Origin of the sequence: Aquibium sp. ELW1220 (assembly GCF_030398385.1) — a bacterium.
Taxonomy (GTDB): Bacteria; Pseudomonadota; Alphaproteobacteria; order Rhizobiales; family Rhizobiaceae; genus Aquibium.
This window is the reverse complement of the sequence record NZ_JAOAOQ010000005.1, coordinates 169,605-186,436: the sequence shown is the minus strand read 5'-3', so window position 1 is coordinate 186,436 and position 16,832 is coordinate 169,605. Positions and strand designations below refer to the sequence as shown.

Here is a 16,832-nt window from a genome sequence, read left to right as displayed (position 1 = left end):
CGCAGGAGTTTGCGCAGCCTCCCACTGCCGGATCCAAGCAAGGTCACATCATGCCCAGCGCCAGAACCGTCGTCGCGACCGCCAACGCGTCCAAATACCTGCAGCAGCTCTGCAAGCACTTCGCGCACAAGGTCGCGGTGGATTTTGACCCGCACAGCGCGCGGATCGACTTCCCGTTCGGCGACTGCCGCATGCGGGCGGACGGCGAGGCGCTGCGGATCGACTGCGTGTCGCCGTCTCCGGAGGCGTTGGCGCGCGCGCGCTACGTGATCGACGACCACCTGTCGCGGTTCTCGTGGCGCGAAAAACCCGCGATCCGCTGGACTGACGAAAACGAGGCCGACCATGACGCTGGCTGAGACGATGGCGCGGATGGCGACAGCGCTCTGCGTGACCCTGATGTTTGCAGGCGGCGCGGGAGCCACGGAACCGCCGGGAGGCGAAGCCGTGTCTATCCCGGGCAGCAGCGCGCATGTGGTGCATTCGGACGCTATGGAGGCCGACCTGAGGCTGCTCGTCTGGCAGCCGGCCGGCCCGGCGCCGGACGGTGGCTATCCGGTCTTCTATGCGCTCGACGGCGACACCAGCTTCGGCATGCTGTCCGATTTCGCCGCCGCGCTGGAACCGGCGGCGCGGCGGGCGGGGCTCAGGCCGGCCATGGTGGTCGCGATCGGCTATGCCGACGCCGCCGCAAGCGAGACGCGCCGCATCTACCACTACACGCCGCCAGCCGACCGCTTCGTCATGCCGGAGCGTCCCAACGGCAAGCCGTGGCCGAAGCTCGGCGGCGGGCAACGGGTTCTCGACGCGCTGGTGCGCGAGGTGAAGCCCTCCGTCGCCGCACGGTACCCGATCGACCGGAACGCCGAAATGCTCTTTGGCCACTCGCTCGGCGGCCTGATGACGCTGTGGATCATGACGCAGCGGCCGGACCTGTTCGACGCCTTTACAGCGGCAAGCCCGTCGATCTGGGTGAATGACCGCAGGATCCTCGGCGACGTGGCCGCCTTCCTCGGCACGCCGCGCGAGCAGCCGGTCCCGCTTCTGCTGACCGTCGGCACCGAGGAGGAGACGTTGTCGGACTGGGAAGCGCTTGCATGGCCGGACCGTACGATCCGCCAGGCTTGGCTCGACGGCAACCGCATGGTCGGCAACGTCGGCGACCTTGCCGCTCTGATCCGCGGCAGGCACGGCGACGCGATCGCGCTGACCTTCGAGAAACTCGCTGGGCAGGACCATATGTCGGCCAAAGGCGTTGCGGCCTACCGGGCGCTGAAGCTGGCGATCGACCTCGGTCGCAAGTCCTGAGGATCGGCCGTCGTCGGTTGCCACGCCGCGGCTTCGTGTCTGCCAACCTGAGAAAGGCTGAGGCCTATCGGTTCCGATCCGGCGCGTTCGGCCAGCCGATTTCCTGGTCGACCTCGTGGACGGGATCAAGCAGCAGCAGGTCCTGCATATCGCCGAACGGTTCCAGAACCGGCGCCGCCATCGGCAGAGCCGATGCGATGCGCGGTGCCGCTGCCGGGTCACGCGCATCCGATGACGGGCGCATCAGACCGCTGCCCACCAGTTCGTCGACGAAACGCGACACGGCTGCCTGCGTGTCCGCCTCGCCCTGAAGGCAGTCGAGCAGAGCCTCGACGGAATGCCCGTCGGCAAGGTCGTGCCAGACCAGCGCAGCGGATTCCTTGATGCTGTAGTAGATCCCGGTGTCGAGATTGATGGCGACGATCTCGCCGTCGAAATCATCGGCCGAACATTGCGGCACCGCCAGTTCCAGAATTCTCGTCGACACTCGTCCATCCTTCATCATTACCGGCTTGTTCATATCCCGGGACCCCGTCCCGCAGCTAAAGCCCACTGTCGCGAAGCGGCAGGAAATCCCGCTCCGGGGGAATCCGGGCGAGTTCGATGCCCGCCTCGTCCACGAGGTAGTCGTAGCCTTCCGGCTGATAGCGGTTTCCGGGGTCGAGCGTAAGGTATCGCTGGCGCCGCGCCTCCCGGTCCTGCAAGCGGACCATCCGCAGGTGATACAGATTGTGCGGCAGGGCGGCGCCGACGGTCGCAAGCCGCGTGACGATTTCCAGCGGCATCCAGTGCCGATGCAACGGCCGCGGATCGAACCGGGTGTGGCGCGGATCGTTGCGGAACAGCCGGTGGCGGGCCTTGCGCCCCCAGATCCCATCCGTGCGGTAGTGGTGGCGATCGTTCCAGAGCTCGCGTAAGCGCAGCGTGAAGGCCTCGATGCCGCGCCGGCCGGCATCCTCGAGCAGTTGCGCGATGTCCGCAGAAAACCCCATCTCCAGCCGCTCGTCGGCATCGACGCACAGGAACCAATCGGCACCCTGCTGCCGGCCCGCCTTCAGCAGTGCCATGTGGTTGGCGCGCTCGTTCCAGGGCTGACCAACGGGATTGCGGATGAGGTGCAGCAGCTTCGGGTGCGCCGACAGCATCTCGGCCGTCGCATCTTCGGAACCGTCGTCCAGCGCAACGATGCCGTCGACGGCGGGCGCTACGTTCTCCAGCCATCCGGGGATGAAACGCTGCTCGTCGCGCGCCTGGAGCAGGGCGATGACGCGGCTCATTTCGGGCTCATCCCCCGCCGCCGCTCGATCAGGGCCTTCAGGACCGGCGCGTAGCTCTTCTCGCGCAGCGCCCGGGTGGACTGGTTTCCGAGATGGACGCGACGGCGCGACACGATGTCGTCTAGCATGATCACATCGGCACCACCGTCCCGGGCGCGACCGTACCAGTCCATGAACTCGCCGACGGCAAAGGCTTCGTTCAGCGGTCCGACCTGCCGGAAGGTCTCGAGCAGGGTGAGCAGCGTGCCCGCAGAATAAGCGGGCATCGGCCGGTCCGGACAGGCGAGGCCACGGGCCTCCTCGGCGGTCAGTTCGGGCGAGAGGAAGTGCAGCATGTGCCCGAAGACAATGCGATTCGGGTGGCCATCGAGCGCCTTCAGCTGTGTTGCGAGCTTGTCTGCGCTCCAGATGTCGTCGGCGCTGAGGAAGGCGATGCAGTCTCCCGTCGCGACGCGGCTGCCATGATTGAGCGCGGCCGCGACGCCACCATTCGGCTGCCAGACATGAACCACCCCCGCGGCCCCCCTCGCGATCGCGGCGGTTCCGTCGGTCGACCCGTCGTCGACCACGATGATTTCGAAAGGCGGCGCGGTCTGGGCCTGGACGCTCGCGATGGCCTCGGTGAGGTATTTCTCGGCGTTGAAGGCCGGGATGACGACGCTGACCGCCCTGCCGTGACCTGATGACATCGCACTTCCCTTCGAAGCCCCACCTGCGGGACACGTCACATGCCGCGCGCTGGCAATCGTCCGGCCCGGACGGCATCTACCAGCGCGGGTACCGGGCCGGACAGCGCTCCAGCAACGCGCTGCCGATCCGCGTTCCGCGCAACGCTTCCACCAGCCTGCGCGGGTCGAACGTGTCGAGCGGCAGGCGCATGTAGGGCTTCACGATCCTGTTCCTCATCGCCTCGTAATCGTCCTGCGTGGCATCTGCAAGCAAGGGCTGCAACGCACGGACGACGATGTCGGCGGGACTGTCGTCGCGTGCGGCTGCGGCCGGGAAGTAGCGGATGGCTTGGCAGCGGATGTTCAGCGCGAAGATCATCTGCATCACCCAGGAAAGCTGCGAGCCGGTAATGGGGTCCATCTGGCGGAATGGATGCATGTCCTTGAGGAGGAACTCCCCCTCAGCCGTCCGGACGAGGCTGCAGTAGCCGACCAGATCGTGCTCCACTGCAAGGCGGAGCATCGCCTCCGTCAGGCGGCGATTACCGTCTAGATAGCCGTCCATCAAGCCAGAGCGAGGGACAGATACGGCGGACCAGGAGCGATGCCAGTCGAAGAGGGAGAACCACGACGAATGGTGCAAGGTGTCGACGCGGCCATAGCCGATGCAGGGCACGACGGCGATGCCCATCGCCGCGAGGCGCCGCGTCACGTTGAACTCGGTGCACGCCTGCTGGAAGGTGGCGCCTCCAAGGAAGGCGGCGTCATGACCGGAGGCGACGTCCTCCATCGCCCGCCCGTCGAAATCGAAGCCCAGGGCCATGGGACCATTGCGGCAAAACGTGCCGAATCGGATCGCGCCCCCCTTGTATCCGGCCCCCTTGATCTTCAGCGCGAAGCCGCTCCGTTCGGGATGGGGCAGGAGGATCGAGCGGCTGCCGTCGAGGGCGCCGACCTTGCCCCCGGTTTCGAACCAGGCCCGCGTCCGCCTGACCACGGCGGCGCTCGCATGGCGTATATCGACGTTGACGATCGGCCCGTCGGTTGCGGACATGGCAGAGGCGCTCAAGTCAAACCGAGCCGCCGTTTGGACGCCGCGCGGGGCGAATCATCTTGCATCCTTCGTCGGCTCCTCTTTGGCCCTGCTGAACCGGATTGAAGTCTAGCAAACGCGGCTGGTTACGTCCTGCGGCGCACCCCTCGCCCGGATGAGGCGCCGAAGACACGTCGCACTGGCGGTCATAGGTCTGGAGAACCCTGCATCGCAAGCCGGTTGGCGGTTTGCGCGATGACCGTCGCGCCATGATCGTGCGGGACGCTCTCGCCACAGGCTGGTCTCCACGATACCACCGCCTCGGAAACATCATTCGAATCGAGCATGGATGACACGAGAGGGCACAGGCGCGCGCGGCGTCTATCGGGAGAACCTGGTGGATTGGGTCCGCGCGACCCTGTCCGAGACGGCTGCAATTTCGCGGCCGATGCCCGTGGAGCGGCGCGTCTCGCCCGGCGGCATTGGCATTCTGGCCAAGTTCGATGACGCCGATTTCGCCGCCGCCTATTGTGCCCGGCTCCAGGACGGTCCCGACGGCGCGGGCTCGGATTTTCCGGTGGACATTCTCACCGGCAAGAGCTGCCCGCCGCTGGCAGCCTGGACGGACGCCTCGTTTCCACCAGAGGCCTTCCATGTGACGCTGAGGGCCGCGGGGCTGCGCGCCGCCTATCCGTTCCAGGGCGACGTCTGGCGCCTCTGCGACCTGCGGGCCCGTAGAGGCCTGCAATGGTGCGCCTCCCCGGACCGGCTGCCGCCGTGGGATGGCTCGGCGCCATTGCGGCAACATCTGCACTGGCTTCTGGAAGACAAGTCGATGCGGCTCGCCCACGCCGCGACGCTCGGCCTGAAGGACCGCGGCATCGTCCTCTTCGGGCCGGGCGGGGCCGGAAAGTCGGGCACCACGCTGGCGGGGCTTGCCGCCGGGCTCTCCACCGTGGGCGATGACTACATCGCCTTGAGCAACGACCCTGCGCCTCAGGCGAAATTGCTGTTCCGGACGATCAAGCAGGATCGCGTCGGGTTGTCGCGGATCCCCCACCTCGCTGCCCGAACGAGCGGCCAAGCCGAGAACTGGCGTGGGAAGGTCGAGTTCGATCCCGGCTCCGTCTTCGAGCACGCCTTCGTCGACGTGCTGCCTATCCGGGCAGCCGTCATCCCGCGCATCGCCCATGCCGCGAAGCCCGCGCTCATCCCGATACGCGCCCAGGCGGTGATGCTCTCCTTGATGACGTCGAACCTGCACCAGTTCGCAGGCGAACCGGATGGTGGAATGCCGTTCTTTGCGCGTTTCCTGAAGGACCTGCCCTGCTACCAGCTCGACCTTTCGCCCGACGCGGCGCGAAACGGAGACCTGCTGCGGGCATTCATCGAGCGGCTGCCCGCCTGATCAACCAGGGGCGGACGGCGTTCGCGGGAAGACCGACTGGAACAGCGGCCAAAGGCCGTCGATGTCGGGATCCCTGGCCAGCGCATCCAGCGCCGCCAGTTCGAAAGCCGCGATGTCGCCCGCCTCGTGCGCGGCCAGGGCGAGCCGGTGGTGGATCTTGGCCGCGGAGGGCAAGTCGATCGTCACCCGGTCCCCAAGCAGCCAGGCTCGCTGGTGCCGGCCATGCCGTATCAGCCACTCCGCCAGCACCTGCAGGTGCGCCTCGTCGAACGCGGCAGCCCGCGCCGCTTCATCGAGGCAGCCGGACGTCTCGCGCTTTTCCTCTCCTCCTGTTTCGAGCAGCCATCGGTCGGCTGCGTCGAGCAGCATGTCCAGCCGCCCCCCGTCCCCGCCACTGCGTGCCGACGCGGCGTCAGACGCTTGGCCCGACGGAACGACGCGCTTGCCGCGATGAGTTGCCCGCAGTTCGCGCCGGCCCATGACCAGCCCGATGCCGTAGGCGAGCGTGGCGGGTCGCAGACGGCAGCGAAGGCCGGCGAGGCGACGCGGATCGACCTTCAGGACCTGAAGCGCGATCGTGTCAGCGATCCCGTTGCGCCGCCTCGCCTCGGCAAGAATCTCCCGGATCGCCGCCCGGGGACCAAGCGGTCCGATGCCGGCGGACCTGCCATTCGCCGCACGCCGGCCGCGGCCATACATCTCCACGACGAAGCGCCACAGGCTGGCCGGGCCGGCGTGCTCCGTCTGGACGCGCGGGTTCCAGGCCGGATGGATTCTGCGCCCCAGGCGCTTCGCGAAGTCGGTGTCCTCGCCGACCCTTAGCGCGGGGTCGAAGTAGCCGAACTCGCGGAAGACCTGCCGGTCGTAGGACGCGCCGTAGCGAAGCGCCTGCACGGCCGGCACCTGGGGCGAGCGGGCGCCGAAGAGCGCGATGTGCGCCGCCAGCGACAGATCGCCGTCGTCGGCGGCGACCATCGCCGATGCGACCGCCCTCGCCCCCTTGCGATGCGTCGCGAGGCGCATTTCGACCCAGCCCGGACGCGCGACGCAGTCTCCGGCCAGGAAGGCGACGTAGGGAGCAGCGGTCGCGTCGATTCCGACGTTGCGGGCGGCGCCGACATAGAGCGGCTGCTCGATGTCGATGATCCGCAGGACTTCGGAATGCCGCGCGAGGAGGGCGCGGACGTCGCCACCGCCGCTGTTGACCACGACGATTTCGACCTTCTCGTCCTGACCAAGAAGGGATTCGACGGCGCGGCGCAAGCCCGGCTGGCCCCGGAACCCGATCACCACGACGGCCATGTCAGAACGGCCGACCGCAGCCCCTTCATGCCAACGTGCACGGCTGGCAAACCAGCGACGCCACAGGCCGGCGCGAAACGGCTCCGGCACGTCGGCCCCTCCCTGCATCGACAGCTGGGCCTTCAGGGCCGCAATGCGCGGGTTTGCCGGAGCGCGACCCACCAGCGTTGCCAGAACCCTCTCAAGCTCCGCGCTCTGTCGCCCACCGTCGGCGAGAACGTGGCACAATCGGAATTGCGGATACAGCAGCGTCGGCGCATGCCCGGCGAAGCGCCGATAGAGGACGGAAGCCTCCGGCCACTCGCCGAGGATCTCCAGTATCCGGCCGGCTACTGCCAGGCTTCGGATGTCCGGATGATCAGACACTGCCGCAGAAACCGCGAGATCGCGGGCCAGAGTCCACTTCCCAAGCCGGATGCTGGACACCATGGATTCGACAAGTTCGAGATTGCCTGCCGGCGGTGGTTGTTCCATTGCAGGCAACCCGATATTCAACTGTTCGCGGCCGGGACGACCGGCGCCAGCGTCATTGCATGCCATGATGGTCAAAGAGATACAACACGCGCCTTCCGGGCGGAAACTGCCGCCCCAGTACGTCGTGGTGTCGTTCGATGGCTGCGTGGAACTCGAGAGTTGGCGCGCCTGGTTGGCATTTGCCGAGAGGCTTCCCGACATTCGCCTGACGTTCTTCGTGAGCGGCACCTGCTTCCTGTCCGACGAGCGGCGCATGCTCTACGAGGGCCCCGGCGAAGAGCGCGGCAGGGCCCGGATCCGATTCGGCGGCACGCCATCCGAGATGGAGGAGCGGGCCCGTATCCTGAACGCGTTCTTTCTGGCGGGCCACGAGATCGCCTCGCATGCGGTCGGGCATTTCGACGGGGCGGGCTGGAGCGCCGGGAAATGGGTCGCAGAATTCGACCACTACGACCGTCTCGTCGACAATTACGTGCGCAACAATGGCCTCGGCAGCGGCCAGGGCCTCGCCTTCGGGTCCCGCGACATAAGGGGTTTCCGGGCGCCGTTCCTGAGCACGGGACCCGCTCTCAATCCCGCCGTGGCCGCGCACGGTTATGCCTACGACGCCAGTTCGGCGGGGCGGGCGGGCGCATGGCCCGTGCTCAACAAGGACGGCCTCTGGAAATTCCGGCTTGCGAGCATCCCCCTGAAAGGGTGCCGGCGGACGCCTCTGTCGATGGACTACAACCTGTTCGTCGTCCAGACGCTGGAGTCGCCGGACATCTTTTCCGACCCGCAGCGGCTGGAAGACACCGTCGTCGAATCGTACATGAACTACTTCAAGAAGAACTACTTCGGGAATAGGGCGCCCATCCATATCGGCCACCACTTTACCGACTACGCCGGCAAGAGTTATGAGCGGGCACTGATGCGCTTCATCGAAGCCATCGCCGTGAGAGCCGACGTGAAGCTCTGCACGCATATGCAGCTGGTGGATGTCCTGGAGCGGTCGCAACCAGCCACGGAGATGGCCGGTGAATGACGGAGGCGACGGTCCTGGCGACAATGGCCGCAGAATGCGCAGCTGGCCCGAAGGACTGCTCGACCTGCTCATCCAGTCCGCTCTGTCTCCGACGGCCCAGGCCAGACAGGCGTGGAGCGCCTGGATGGCTGCTCGGCAATTCGACGAGATCACCTGGCAGGAAATGCGGCTGCTCGGCGCCGTCCAGGCCCGATTGCCGGAACTGGAACCCCAATCGCCGCTGCGACCCCGTATCGACGGCATTCTGAAGAACCGCTGGGTGCAGGCGCAGATGAAGTTGCGCGAGTCGCGCCCCGCCTTCGAATGCCTCACCGCCAGCGGCATCCGCTTCATCGTGTTCAAGGGCGGAGCGTTCCAGGCAGAGAACCTGTCGGCGGCCAATCGCCGCGTGCTGGGCGACGTCGACGTGCTGGTTCATCCGAAAGACGCCTTGGCTGCCCTCGATGCGCTGCACCGGGGCGGATGGGAAGCCACGAACGGCGAGTCCGTCGAGTATCTGCGGCAGCTGGCAACGATTCGGCTGAACGGCAACTTCAGGAAGGGGAGCCACGGCAATGTGGACCTCCACGTCAGTCCGTTCCACTACAGCCGCAGCGACGAATCGCGGGACGAAGACCTCTGGCAACGGGCCGTGCCGGCGCGGCTGGCGGGCTTGCCGGTTCTCGTCCCCGACGCCACGAACGCGATGCTGATCGTGCTGGCGCACGCCACGGAGAGCGCGAACGGAGACTGGACGATCGACGTGGCGACCCGCGTTCGGGAGCAGGCCATCGACTGGGATCGGCTGGTCGAGACGGCCGACAGGCGCGGGATCGTGCCGGCCTGCCTCGCCGGGCTGAGCTATCTTTCACTTCGCGTCGGCGTGCCGCTGCCGCACGACGTGATTCCCCGGCTGTCGGCGTTGAGGGTGCCTTTTGCGCAGAGGCTGAAATACTGGTCGAACGTCAGGGACCGCAGCGAGCGCAGCCTGCCGGAGAAGGCCGCCAACCGTTTGGCCGACCGGCTGCTGGTTCGCCGGGGATTTTCGGTGGTGGTGAAGGACCGCTCGGCGATCACCGTCACTCGCTCGACGCTCGCCCTGGCGGCTCTCGCCAGGCGGGCCCGTTCGAGCCTGGTCGAGCCGTCCGATCCGGGCCTGGAGTATCTGTGGCATCTACCCGGCCACGAGGGGGGTACGCGCCTTCTCGTGAAGCTCGGCTTCGCCTGCCCGGTCCGGTCGAGACGACTGTTCTTCGACGTCTGCGTCGGCGGGATCGCGATCGCGCGGCTGCGGACACGCGCCGGGGGAGGACGCACGGCGAAGACGGTGACGCGGTCGTTCCGGTTTGACCTGCCTGCCATGGACGGCAGCGCCGCATCGCTGCGAATCTCGGCGCGGCCGGCCCATTTCCTTCGTCCCGGCGTTGCCCCCGCCGAGCGCGAAGACTTCGGCCCCTTCCCGTTCCACGTTGCGGCGATCTGGGCCGACTGAGCTGCGGCGTCGCGATTGCCAGATCCGGATGATTGGCCTGTTCGCCTCTCAGCGGGCGCGGGTCGCGAAAATCTACTCGCTCATGGCGCGCAGCGTGTCCCACTTCAGGATGCGCACGCGACGCAGGCTCGGCAGGCGCACGATGCCCTTGTCCTTCATCCGCGAGAAGACGCGCGACACGGTCTCGATGGTCAGGCCGAGATAATCGGCGACGTCGCCGCGTGACATCGGCAGGTCGAACTCCTCAAGATCGCCCTGGCGGGACGCCATGTCGAGAAGGAAGGCCGCCACGCGCTCGGCGGCATGCTGGCGGCCGAGTACCAGGAGGTGCTCCTGCGCCTTGACCAGCCCCTGCAGGACGAGCGGCAGAAGCTCGTGCGATCGGGCGGCGCCCTGGCCGGCGCGGATCACGCGGATGCCGGTAGCGCCGATCGCTTCGGCAAAGAAATGGTGCGTGCCACCGGCCTCGAAGCCGAAGACTTCGCCGGCGAGGTGGAAGGAGGAAATCTGTCGGCGGCCATCTGCCAGAAGCCGGTAGACACGCACGGCGCCGAACTCGATCAGGTAGAGATCGCCGGCCTTCTCGCCCTGGGCGTAGATTTCCGAGCCGGCGGAAAAGAGCGTTGCGGGCTGCCCGGCGCTGCGGTCGAACAGGCCGTCGAGCGCGATGTCCGGGGTGGCGCCATGGAGGGCGGTGCTGCGGAACTCACGAGGATGGATGGTCATGGCTGTCTCCGACGGTGTCCGTTCTGTCGGAGGCAAACTCGCTTATTTCGCAGGTCGCTTGTATTCGTTCATGTCCCTACGGGAATCTACGTAGGACGGACCTGCCACCCTATTTCGGCAGGATCGCGCTGATGAGTGCGGGGCCGAGAAGCGGCTTGCGGAGTAGCTGGAAGGGGACGGCGGCGGACAGCGCGGCCGTCTTGTCCACCAGGACGACCACCGGCCGCTCGTCCCCCGCGATGCGCGCGAACTCGATCAAGTTGCGCTGGCCGGCATCGACGGCGTCCTCGTCGACGACGGCACAGTCGAATCCATTGAACTTGTGCGTTGCAAAGACGGTTGGGAAGCCGGCATGCGACTCGATCTCGTAGCCCTCGGCCTCGACCGTGAACTCGATGGATCGACGGAGTTCGTCGTCCGGAACCACAACGAGAACCTTGCGGCCATGCTCCAAGAAAGTCGTCTCCAACGCGCCTCGCCGGCCGATCGCATCGCGGCCGCACCGGTAGCGTTAGAGGCTTGCGAGAAACCGCGCATTGCGCCAAGTCAATTTCGGCTGCGGGCGCAAGATTGTCCTATTTGGGCACGAAGCCGCCCGCGATCGCCATGCGGACCAGTTCCGGCAGGCTCCTGGCGTCCATCTTCGCCATGACGTTGGCTCGGTGGACCTCCACCGTGCGCGGACTGATGTTCAGGTCGTAGGCGATGGTCTTGTTGGCGTGTCCGGCCACGACCCCGGCCAGCACCTCGCGTTCGCGGTCCGTGAGCTGGGCGAGCCGATCGAGGATGGCGGACGCGTCCTGGGCGGCAGCCTGACGGTCGAGTTCCGCGGCCGCGCGCGTGATGGCTCCGATCAGCACCTCGTCCTCGAAGGGCTTCTCGATGAAGTCGAGGGCTCCGGCCTTCATCGCCTCCACCGCCATCGGGACGTCGCCATGGCCGGTAATGACGATGGAGGGCACCTGCACGGCCATGTCGCGCAGTCGGCGAATGAGTTCGACACCGTTGATGTCGGGCATGCGCAGGTCGGTCACCAGGCAGGCGTTGCGCAGGCCGGGCGCCACACCGAGGAAAGCCTCGGCGGAGTCGTGCAGCCGGACGGGGAAGCCGGCGATGGTCAGCATGAAGGCAAGCGACTTCCTGACCGGTTCCTCGTCGTCGACGATGTGAACGACGTAGTCACCTATTTCCATCGGACGCCTCGCTCTCGATCGCGGGAAGGGTGAAGCGGAAGAGCGCCCCACCCTGATCCGAGCGGTGCGCCTCCATGGTGCCGCCGTGTGATTCTATGATTCGCTTCGATATGGACAGACCTATTCCCATGCCACCCGCCTTGGAGGTGACGAAGGGCTGGAAGAGCCGGGCTGCCACTTCCTCCGAGATGCCGGGGCCCGTGTCGGATACCTCCACCGCCACCATGCCTGGGCCATGCGGCAGGGTGCGGATGGTGAGTTCGCGCGGCTGGCTCTCGCTCATCGCCTCCATGGCGTTGCGCATGAGGTTGATCAGCACCTGCTGGATCTGGACGCGGTCGGCCAGGACGAGATCGGCGCCCGGGCGGAAGTCGAAGACAGAGCGCACGCCGCGCTCGCGCGAGCCGACGAGCGCCAGCGCGCCCGACTCCTCGACCATCTTGCGGATGTCCTCGGCCTGCTTGTCGGTCTCACCGCGCATGACGAACTCGCGCAGGTGGCGGATGATCTGTCCGGCCCGCAGCGACTGGCGGGCAATCTCGTCGAGCGCTTCGCGCACGCGTAGCGCCGGCCCCTCCTCGGCGTTACGCAGAAGGCGCGTGCACCCCTGTGCGTAGTTGGCAATCGCCGATAGCGGCTGGTTCAACTCATGGGCAAGCGTCGAAGCCATCTCGCCCAATTCGTTCAGCCGCGCAAGGCGCGCCAGCTCGCCCTGGACCTCCTGCAGGCGGGCAGCCGATTCCTCGCGTTCGGTCAGGTCGCGCACGAAACCGGTGAAATAGAGGCGGTCGCCGCTCTTCATCTCCCCCACGGCAAGCTTCATCGGGAAGGTAGAGCCGTCCTTGCGCCGGCCCACCACCACCCGGTCAGTGCCGATGATGCGCTTCTCCCCCGTCGCCATGTAGCGTTCCATGTAGCCGTCGTGCTGCGCCTGGTAAGGCTCGGGCATCAGGATGCGGACGTTGCGGCCGATCACCTCGCCTGTCGAATAGCCGAACTGCCTGACGGCGGCCGCGTTGAAGGAGACGATCGTCCCTTGTCTATCGATGACGATGGTGGCGTCGAGGACGGTTTCGAGGATCGATGAGAGATGCGCCTCCCTTTCCGCCAGGACCGCCGCGGTGCGCTCGGCGGCAAGCCGCGAGCGATTGACGATGCCCCCCATCGCCACAGTGAGGAGACCGGTAAAGGCGTAGAGCGACATCTCGACCGCCGCGATGCCGCGACCCGGCTGGAGGTCGTGAATGTACCAGGCGCCGGCGAAGGACAGCGCGAACGCGAAAAGGGCAGGGCGAAAGCCGCAGAATCCCGAGACGATCAGGATGGCCGGCAGGAACGGGACGAAGATGCCGTGTCCGTCGAGCGCGTGGTCCAGAACGAGGCGGGCGGTGAAGGCGATGGCAACGACGAGAACGGCCACGGCATAGCCGCCGGCGCCCGAGCAGCGATAGGCCAGAGAACCCGTCATGAAGCCGTTCTCGTTGCGCGCGGTGGGATGGGAATCCATGGCGGTCAGGCCGAACGCGCCGGGCTGCGCCACGGGACCGAACGCCGGAACACGGCTCCCCCCGGACCGGCCGTCTCCGCGTCGATGCACCTCCATGCGTCCTCATTGCCCTGCATGGCCGCATCATCGCAGGATCGGCTCCCACCGGCAACGTTGGAACCGTGACAGGATGGGGAAAGCGATGGTGCTGTCGGGGACCGCGCCGGGCGCCGTTGCGCGGTTCAGGCCGCTCGGGTGCCGAGATCGCGCAGGCGCGCCAGCCATTTCGCCCGCTTTGCGCCGCTTGCGCCTTCCACCAGCCCGATCAGCGTCTCGCGCACCGGCCGAATGCCCGCGAAGCCAAGGATGCTGCGCCGCAATCCGGCGGTCCCGTGGGAAAGGAACCAGATGCGATAGAGGAGCGCGGGCATGCCCATCGTCACCACGAGGCGTGCTGAGCGCCCGCGAAGAAGCGGCCGTGCGACGGTCCGGCCGCTCTCCGGAAAGGCGAAGGCGACACCGGGACGGATCATCTGCTCCAGAAAGGCCTTCAGCAGCGCCGGCATGGTACCGAGCCAGAGCGGAAACACGAAGACGATGTGCTCGGCCCAGCGAAGGTCGTCGGCCGCATGCGCGAGGGCAGCCGGCGGCTGGCCCGTCTCGAACTCAGCGCGGGTATGCAGGAGGGGAACGTCGAGCCGTGCCAGATCGATGCGTCGCACCTCGTGACCCGCTGCCGTCGCCCCGTCGGCATAGGCCTGCGCGAGCGCTCGGGCGAGCCGTTCGGGTGCCGGATCCGGGTGACCGACGATGATCAGGATGCGCCGCGTCATCTCGTCTCCGGGTCCGTCGTCGGCCATCGGGGCCGGCCGCGGCTCAGGGCCGCTCTACGCGCGCGACCTGATAGGTGTGCAGCGCACCCTGGCTCTTCACCGAGACGTATTCGCCGGTGACGAAGCGCTCGGCGCCGAACCGGAAACCGACCTCGTCGTCGCGGTCCCCTTCGTCGTAGTCGAAGTACCAGGCGCCACCCGGCTTGCGGCGAAGGCGGCCGATGCGATCTTCCTCGCCGTGGCGGAAGTGCCGCACGCGGCAGTGTTCCTGGTGCTTCTTCCATTCCGCCGCATCGAGATGTCCATCGGCCTGCAGCGGGGCGAGTATGTCGTAGCCCTCGTCTCGTTCGCCTGCCGGGTGGCCTTTCTCTCGCGCGAGAAGCAGGCGCACGTGGCGGAAACTCGGGGATAGATCCTTCAGCTGCGTCATCGGGTTTTCCTTCCTTCGGTCAAGTCCTAGCCAGTTCGTCGCCATGCGCCTTGATCGGCATCAAGCGCGCCGTCACGACGGCATCGGTATCGACGGCAGGAACAGATAGACCGATGCACCCGCCAGCGCGGCGAGCGCAGTCGCGCCGGCCAGCGGCAGCAGGAACCGGACGGGACCGGACACCGCCGCCAGGAACAGCCGGCCGAGCGCATTGGCCACCAGCGCCAGCAGCACGGCGCGCGCCGCGCTTGCCGGGGCGATGCCCTGCTCGACGAGGCGCAGCGAACTCAGGACCGCAACATCGACGTCGAACGCGCCCGAGACGGCCGAGGTCGCGAGCAGGCCGCCCTCGTCGAGCAGCCCCGACAATGCCGCACTGGCGGTCGAAACCAGAGCGAAGAGACCGGCAAATCCCAAAAGCGGGACGAGATCGAACGGGTTGCGCGCAGCCTGCTCCATCGGCTGCGCGCCGCCGTCGCGCAGAAACATCAAACCGGCCGCAGAAGCCAGCACGAGCGCCGCCGCGATGATCGGAAGACCTGCATGGGCGAGCACCGAAGGCTGAATGGCCCCGACGACGGCAGCGACCCGAAGTACCGACACCATGGCGGCAAGAGCGGCGGCGCCGGCGAGCGGCAGGGTGCTCTGCGCGTCCTTCGCCATTCGGGCCAGGACGACCGTGACAGCCGTCGACGACACGACCGCGCCGGCCAGCGCCCCGAGAAGGACACCCCGCTTTTCGCCGAACAGGCGCGTCACCACGTAGCCGGCAAAGGAAATCGCCGCGATGAGCACGGTGAAGAACCAGATTTCGCGCGGATTGACTCCGCCCCATGGATCGACCGTCCGGTCGGGCAGAACCGGCAGGACGATGACCGTCATGGCGGCGAGCACCAGGGCAGATCGCAGTTCCGCCCATGTCAGCTTCTTCAGCAGGCCGTGCAAAACCTCCCGGCTGGCGAGGATGGCCGTCAGCGCGGTGCCGCCCGCGGCCGCGGCGAGGTAGTCTCCCGCGACGGCCAGAGCTCCGAGCGCGAAGACCGCCATGCCGGCAATCACGCCCGTGACGCTGAAATCCGCATCGTGCGTCGCCTCGCGCAGCTTGAACCAGCTGAAGACGGCCGTGAACGCGACGAAGCCGACCGCCAGGATCGCCACGGATCCCACCGCATCGTCGAGGGCTGCGAAGAGGCCACCGAGGAGACCGGAAATCCCGTAGGTCCTGATGCCGGCCGTGCGGCTGCGGTCGGGCGCGTCGCGTTCGCGCCATCCTCGCTCTAGCCCGACCAGAAGGCCGATGGCGAGCGCAAGTCCGAGGCGCGGGAGGAGCGGATCCATCCGTTGCGGTTCAGGCGCCCGTCAGGCGCAGGCGGTCGCGCGCCCAGGAGAGGATCTGGGACGCGCTGAGCGCGCCGGACGTTCGCGCAAGCTCGGTGCCGCCGCGGAAGAGGATCATGGTCGGGATACTGCGGATTCCCAATCGGCCGGCGAGCGCCTGTTCGTTGTCGGAATTGAGCTTGATCAGCCGCACCCGGGGCTCCAGTTCGCGAGCCGCCGCCTCGAAGGCTGGCGCCATCATCTTGCAGGGACCGCACCAGGGCGCCCAGACGTCGACCAGAACGGGCACGGTCCCGCGCGAGACGTGCTTGTCGAAGATCGCGGCACTCACGTCTTCTGGATGACCCGAAAACAGCGCCGCATGGCACTTTCCGCACTTGCCCTCGTTCGCGGGTTTGCCGGCCAGGAGCCGGTTCACCGCCCCGCAGCGGCTGCAGACGACCAGGGTTTCGTCGCTCATCCGTCTTCTCCCGTCATTGTCCAGGCCGGGCCGGTCATTCCTGGATGCTCTCGATATAGGTCACGATGTCGTCGGCCTGCCGCGCGTCCGGCTCGAAATCCGGCATGACCGCATGACGCAGGAACAGATCGCCGGTCATTTCGGTCCTCAGCGTCGCGAGGTTGCGCCGGAGGCCCATCGCGCGGAAGGCCGGCGCTGCCGGTTCGAGGCTTTCGTCCACCTGCGCGATGGCATGGCAGTCGGCGCAGTTCGCCTCAGCCAGCCGCTTGCCGCGGAAGGCGCTCTCCGGATCGACGGCCGCAGCCGGCCCCACGAGAACTAGCGAGAGCAGCAGCATCCACGGGGTTCTCGTCGACATGTTCGGGCCACCTTCTCACTCGAAGGGTCGCATCCTCCGGTCT

General features: G+C 67.3%; 19 protein-coding genes. 5 read left to right on the top strand and 14 right to left on the bottom strand.

Features of this window, described 5'->3' with window-relative positions; translation table 11 throughout:
* Positions 1 to 50: 50 nt before the first annotated feature.
* Complete coding sequence (locus N1F91_RS06975; RefSeq protein WP_289991030.1) at positions 51 to 359, top strand: DUF2218 domain-containing protein; 309 nt, start codon at positions 51 to 53, stop codon at positions 357 to 359.
* Complete coding sequence (locus tag N1F91_RS06970) at positions 346 to 1,308, top strand: alpha/beta hydrolase-fold protein (RefSeq protein ID WP_289991029.1); 963 nt, start codon at positions 346 to 348, stop codon at positions 1,306 to 1,308. The genes N1F91_RS06975 and N1F91_RS06970 overlap by 14 nt, the downstream gene beginning before the upstream one ends.
* Positions 1,309 to 1,372: 64 nt before the next feature.
* Here N1F91_RS06970 and N1F91_RS06965 read toward each other — a convergent pair whose 3' ends face one another.
* The 4 genes from N1F91_RS06965 to N1F91_RS06950 form a co-directional block, all read right to left on the bottom strand.
* Entirely contained in the window at positions 1,373 to 1,795 is a 423-nt protein-coding gene (locus N1F91_RS06965; protein ID WP_289991028.1) for a PqqD family protein, read from the bottom strand.
* Positions 1,796 to 1,850: 55 nt separating this feature from the next.
* Positions 1,851 to 2,585: a glycosyltransferase family 2 protein gene (locus tag N1F91_RS06960; protein WP_289991027.1), complete on the bottom strand. Its 735-nt coding sequence runs from the start codon at positions 2,583 to 2,585 to the stop codon at positions 1,851 to 1,853.
* Entirely contained in the window at positions 2,582 to 3,274 is a 693-nt protein-coding gene (locus N1F91_RS06955) for a glycosyltransferase family A protein (protein ID WP_289991026.1), read from the bottom strand. The genes N1F91_RS06960 and N1F91_RS06955 overlap by 4 nt, the downstream gene beginning before the upstream one ends.
* A 76-nt stretch (positions 3,275 to 3,350) precedes the next feature.
* Positions 3,351 to 4,307, bottom strand: a complete 957-nt coding sequence (locus N1F91_RS06950; protein ID WP_289991025.1) for a hypothetical protein — start codon at positions 4,305 to 4,307, stop codon at positions 3,351 to 3,353.
* A gap of 376 nt (positions 4,308 to 4,683) precedes the next feature.
* On the opposite strand from N1F91_RS06950, the gene N1F91_RS06945 reads away from it, so the two are divergent.
* The gene (locus tag N1F91_RS06945; protein ID WP_289991024.1) at positions 4,684 to 5,694 is read left to right on the top strand and encodes a hypothetical protein; all 1,011 of its coding nucleotides are present in this window, start codon (positions 4,684 to 4,686) and stop codon (positions 5,692 to 5,694) included.
* Here the strand turns inward: N1F91_RS06945 and N1F91_RS06940 are convergent, their stop codons facing one another.
* Entirely contained in the window at positions 5,695 to 7,671 is a 1,977-nt protein-coding gene (locus N1F91_RS06940; protein WP_289991023.1) for a glycosyltransferase family A protein, read from the bottom strand.
* On the opposite strand from N1F91_RS06940, the gene N1F91_RS06935 reads away from it, so the two are divergent.
* Together N1F91_RS06935 and N1F91_RS06930 are read left to right on the top strand one after the other, a co-directional pair.
* Complete coding sequence (locus N1F91_RS06935; RefSeq protein WP_289991022.1) at positions 7,616 to 8,494, top strand: hypothetical protein; 879 nt, start codon at positions 7,616 to 7,618, stop codon at positions 8,492 to 8,494. The genes N1F91_RS06940 and N1F91_RS06935 overlap by 56 nt on opposite strands.
* 124 nt (positions 8,495 to 8,618) lie before the next feature.
* Positions 8,619 to 9,965: a nucleotidyltransferase family protein gene (locus N1F91_RS06930; protein WP_289991021.1), complete on the top strand. Its 1,347-nt coding sequence runs from the start codon at positions 8,619 to 8,621 to the stop codon at positions 9,963 to 9,965.
* Between the two features lie 72 nt (positions 9,966 to 10,037).
* On the opposite strand, the gene N1F91_RS06925 is transcribed toward N1F91_RS06930, so the two are convergent.
* The 9 genes from N1F91_RS06925 to N1F91_RS06885 all read right to left on the bottom strand — a co-directional run bounded on the left by N1F91_RS06925 (position 10,038) and on the right by N1F91_RS06885 (position 16,789).
* Positions 10,038 to 10,691, bottom strand: a complete 654-nt coding sequence (locus tag N1F91_RS06925) for a helix-turn-helix domain-containing protein (RefSeq protein ID WP_289991020.1) — start codon at positions 10,689 to 10,691, stop codon at positions 10,038 to 10,040.
* 109 nt (positions 10,692 to 10,800) lie between these two features.
* Positions 10,801 to 11,145 (bottom strand): hypothetical protein, encoded by a 345-nt coding sequence (locus N1F91_RS06920; protein WP_289991019.1) that lies wholly within the window; start codon positions 11,143 to 11,145, stop codon positions 10,801 to 10,803.
* Between the two features lie 121 nt (positions 11,146 to 11,266).
* Positions 11,267 to 11,878: a response regulator FixJ gene (fixJ, locus tag N1F91_RS06915; RefSeq protein ID WP_289991132.1), complete on the bottom strand. Its 612-nt coding sequence runs from the start codon at positions 11,876 to 11,878 to the stop codon at positions 11,267 to 11,269.
* Positions 11,871 to 13,391 (bottom strand): PAS domain S-box protein, encoded by a 1,521-nt coding sequence (locus N1F91_RS06910; RefSeq protein ID WP_289991018.1) that lies wholly within the window; start codon positions 13,389 to 13,391, stop codon positions 11,871 to 11,873. Before N1F91_RS06910 ends, fixJ begins: the two co-directional genes overlap by 8 nt.
* 221 nt (positions 13,392 to 13,612) lie before the next feature.
* Positions 13,613 to 14,203 carry an NAD(P)H-dependent oxidoreductase gene (locus N1F91_RS06905; RefSeq protein ID WP_289991017.1) on the bottom strand — a complete coding sequence of 197 codons (591 nt, stop codon included), beginning with the start codon at positions 14,201 to 14,203 and terminating at the stop codon, positions 13,613 to 13,615.
* A 43-nt stretch (positions 14,204 to 14,246) separates the two neighbouring features.
* Entirely contained in the window at positions 14,247 to 14,633 is a 387-nt protein-coding gene (locus N1F91_RS06900) for a hypothetical protein (RefSeq protein WP_289991016.1), read from the bottom strand.
* 72 nt (positions 14,634 to 14,705) lie between these two features.
* Positions 14,706 to 15,971, bottom strand: coding sequence for an MgtC/SapB family protein (locus N1F91_RS06895; protein WP_289991015.1), 1,266 nt, complete (start codon positions 15,969 to 15,971; stop codon positions 14,706 to 14,708).
* A gap of 10 nt (positions 15,972 to 15,981) precedes the next feature.
* Entirely contained in the window at positions 15,982 to 16,431 is a 450-nt protein-coding gene (gene trxC / locus N1F91_RS06890) for a thioredoxin TrxC (protein ID WP_289991014.1), read from the bottom strand.
* Between the two features lie 34 nt (positions 16,432 to 16,465).
* Complete coding sequence (locus N1F91_RS06885) at positions 16,466 to 16,789, bottom strand: c-type cytochrome (protein ID WP_289991013.1); 324 nt, start codon at positions 16,787 to 16,789, stop codon at positions 16,466 to 16,468.
* Between the last annotated feature and the right edge of the window lie 43 nt (positions 16,790 to 16,832).

What these genes read in the sequence shown, in the direction of transcription:
- N1F91_RS06970 (WP_289991029.1), top strand. Translation starts at nt 346, where the DNA reads ATGACGCTGGCTGAGACGATGGCGCGGATGGCGACAGCGCTCTGCGTG.
- N1F91_RS06975 (WP_289991030.1), top strand. Translation starts at nt 51, where the DNA reads ATGCCCAGCGCCAGAACCGTCGTCGCGACCGCCAACGCGTCCAAATAC.
- N1F91_RS06910 (WP_289991018.1), bottom strand. Translation starts at nt 13,391, where the DNA reads ATGGATTCCCATCCCACCGCGCGCAACGAGAACGGCTTCATGACGGGT.
- N1F91_RS06930 (WP_289991021.1), top strand. Translation starts at nt 8,619, where the DNA reads ATGGCTGCTCGGCAATTCGACGAGATCACCTGGCAGGAAATGCGGCTG.
- N1F91_RS06900 (WP_289991016.1), bottom strand. Translation starts at nt 14,633, where the DNA reads ATGACGCAGCTGAAGGATCTATCCCCGAGTTTCCGCCACGTGCGCCTG.
- N1F91_RS06955 (WP_289991026.1), bottom strand. Translation starts at nt 3,274, where the DNA reads ATGTCATCAGGTCACGGCAGGGCGGTCAGCGTCGTCATCCCGGCCTTC.
- N1F91_RS06905 (WP_289991017.1), bottom strand. Translation starts at nt 14,203, where the DNA reads ATGACGCGGCGCATCCTGATCATCGTCGGTCACCCGGATCCGGCACCC.
- N1F91_RS06925 (WP_289991020.1), bottom strand. Translation starts at nt 10,691, where the DNA reads ATGACCATCCATCCTCGTGAGTTCCGCAGCACCGCCCTCCATGGCGCC.
- N1F91_RS06885 (WP_289991013.1), bottom strand. Translation starts at nt 16,789, where the DNA reads ATGTCGACGAGAACCCCGTGGATGCTGCTGCTCTCGCTAGTTCTCGTG.
- N1F91_RS06960 (WP_289991027.1), bottom strand. Translation starts at nt 2,585, where the DNA reads ATGAGCCGCGTCATCGCCCTGCTCCAGGCGCGCGACGAGCAGCGTTTC.
- N1F91_RS06940 (WP_289991023.1), bottom strand. Translation starts at nt 7,671, where the DNA reads ATGTCGGGAAGCCTCTCGGCAAATGCCAACCAGGCGCGCCAACTCTCG.
- N1F91_RS06950 (WP_289991025.1), bottom strand. Translation starts at nt 4,307, where the DNA reads ATGTCCGCAACCGACGGGCCGATCGTCAACGTCGATATACGCCATGCG.
- N1F91_RS06895 (WP_289991015.1), bottom strand. Translation starts at nt 15,971, where the DNA reads ATGGATCCGCTCCTCCCGCGCCTCGGACTTGCGCTCGCCATCGGCCTT.
- trxC (WP_289991014.1), bottom strand. Translation starts at nt 16,431, where the DNA reads ATGAGCGACGAAACCCTGGTCGTCTGCAGCCGCTGCGGGGCGGTGAAC.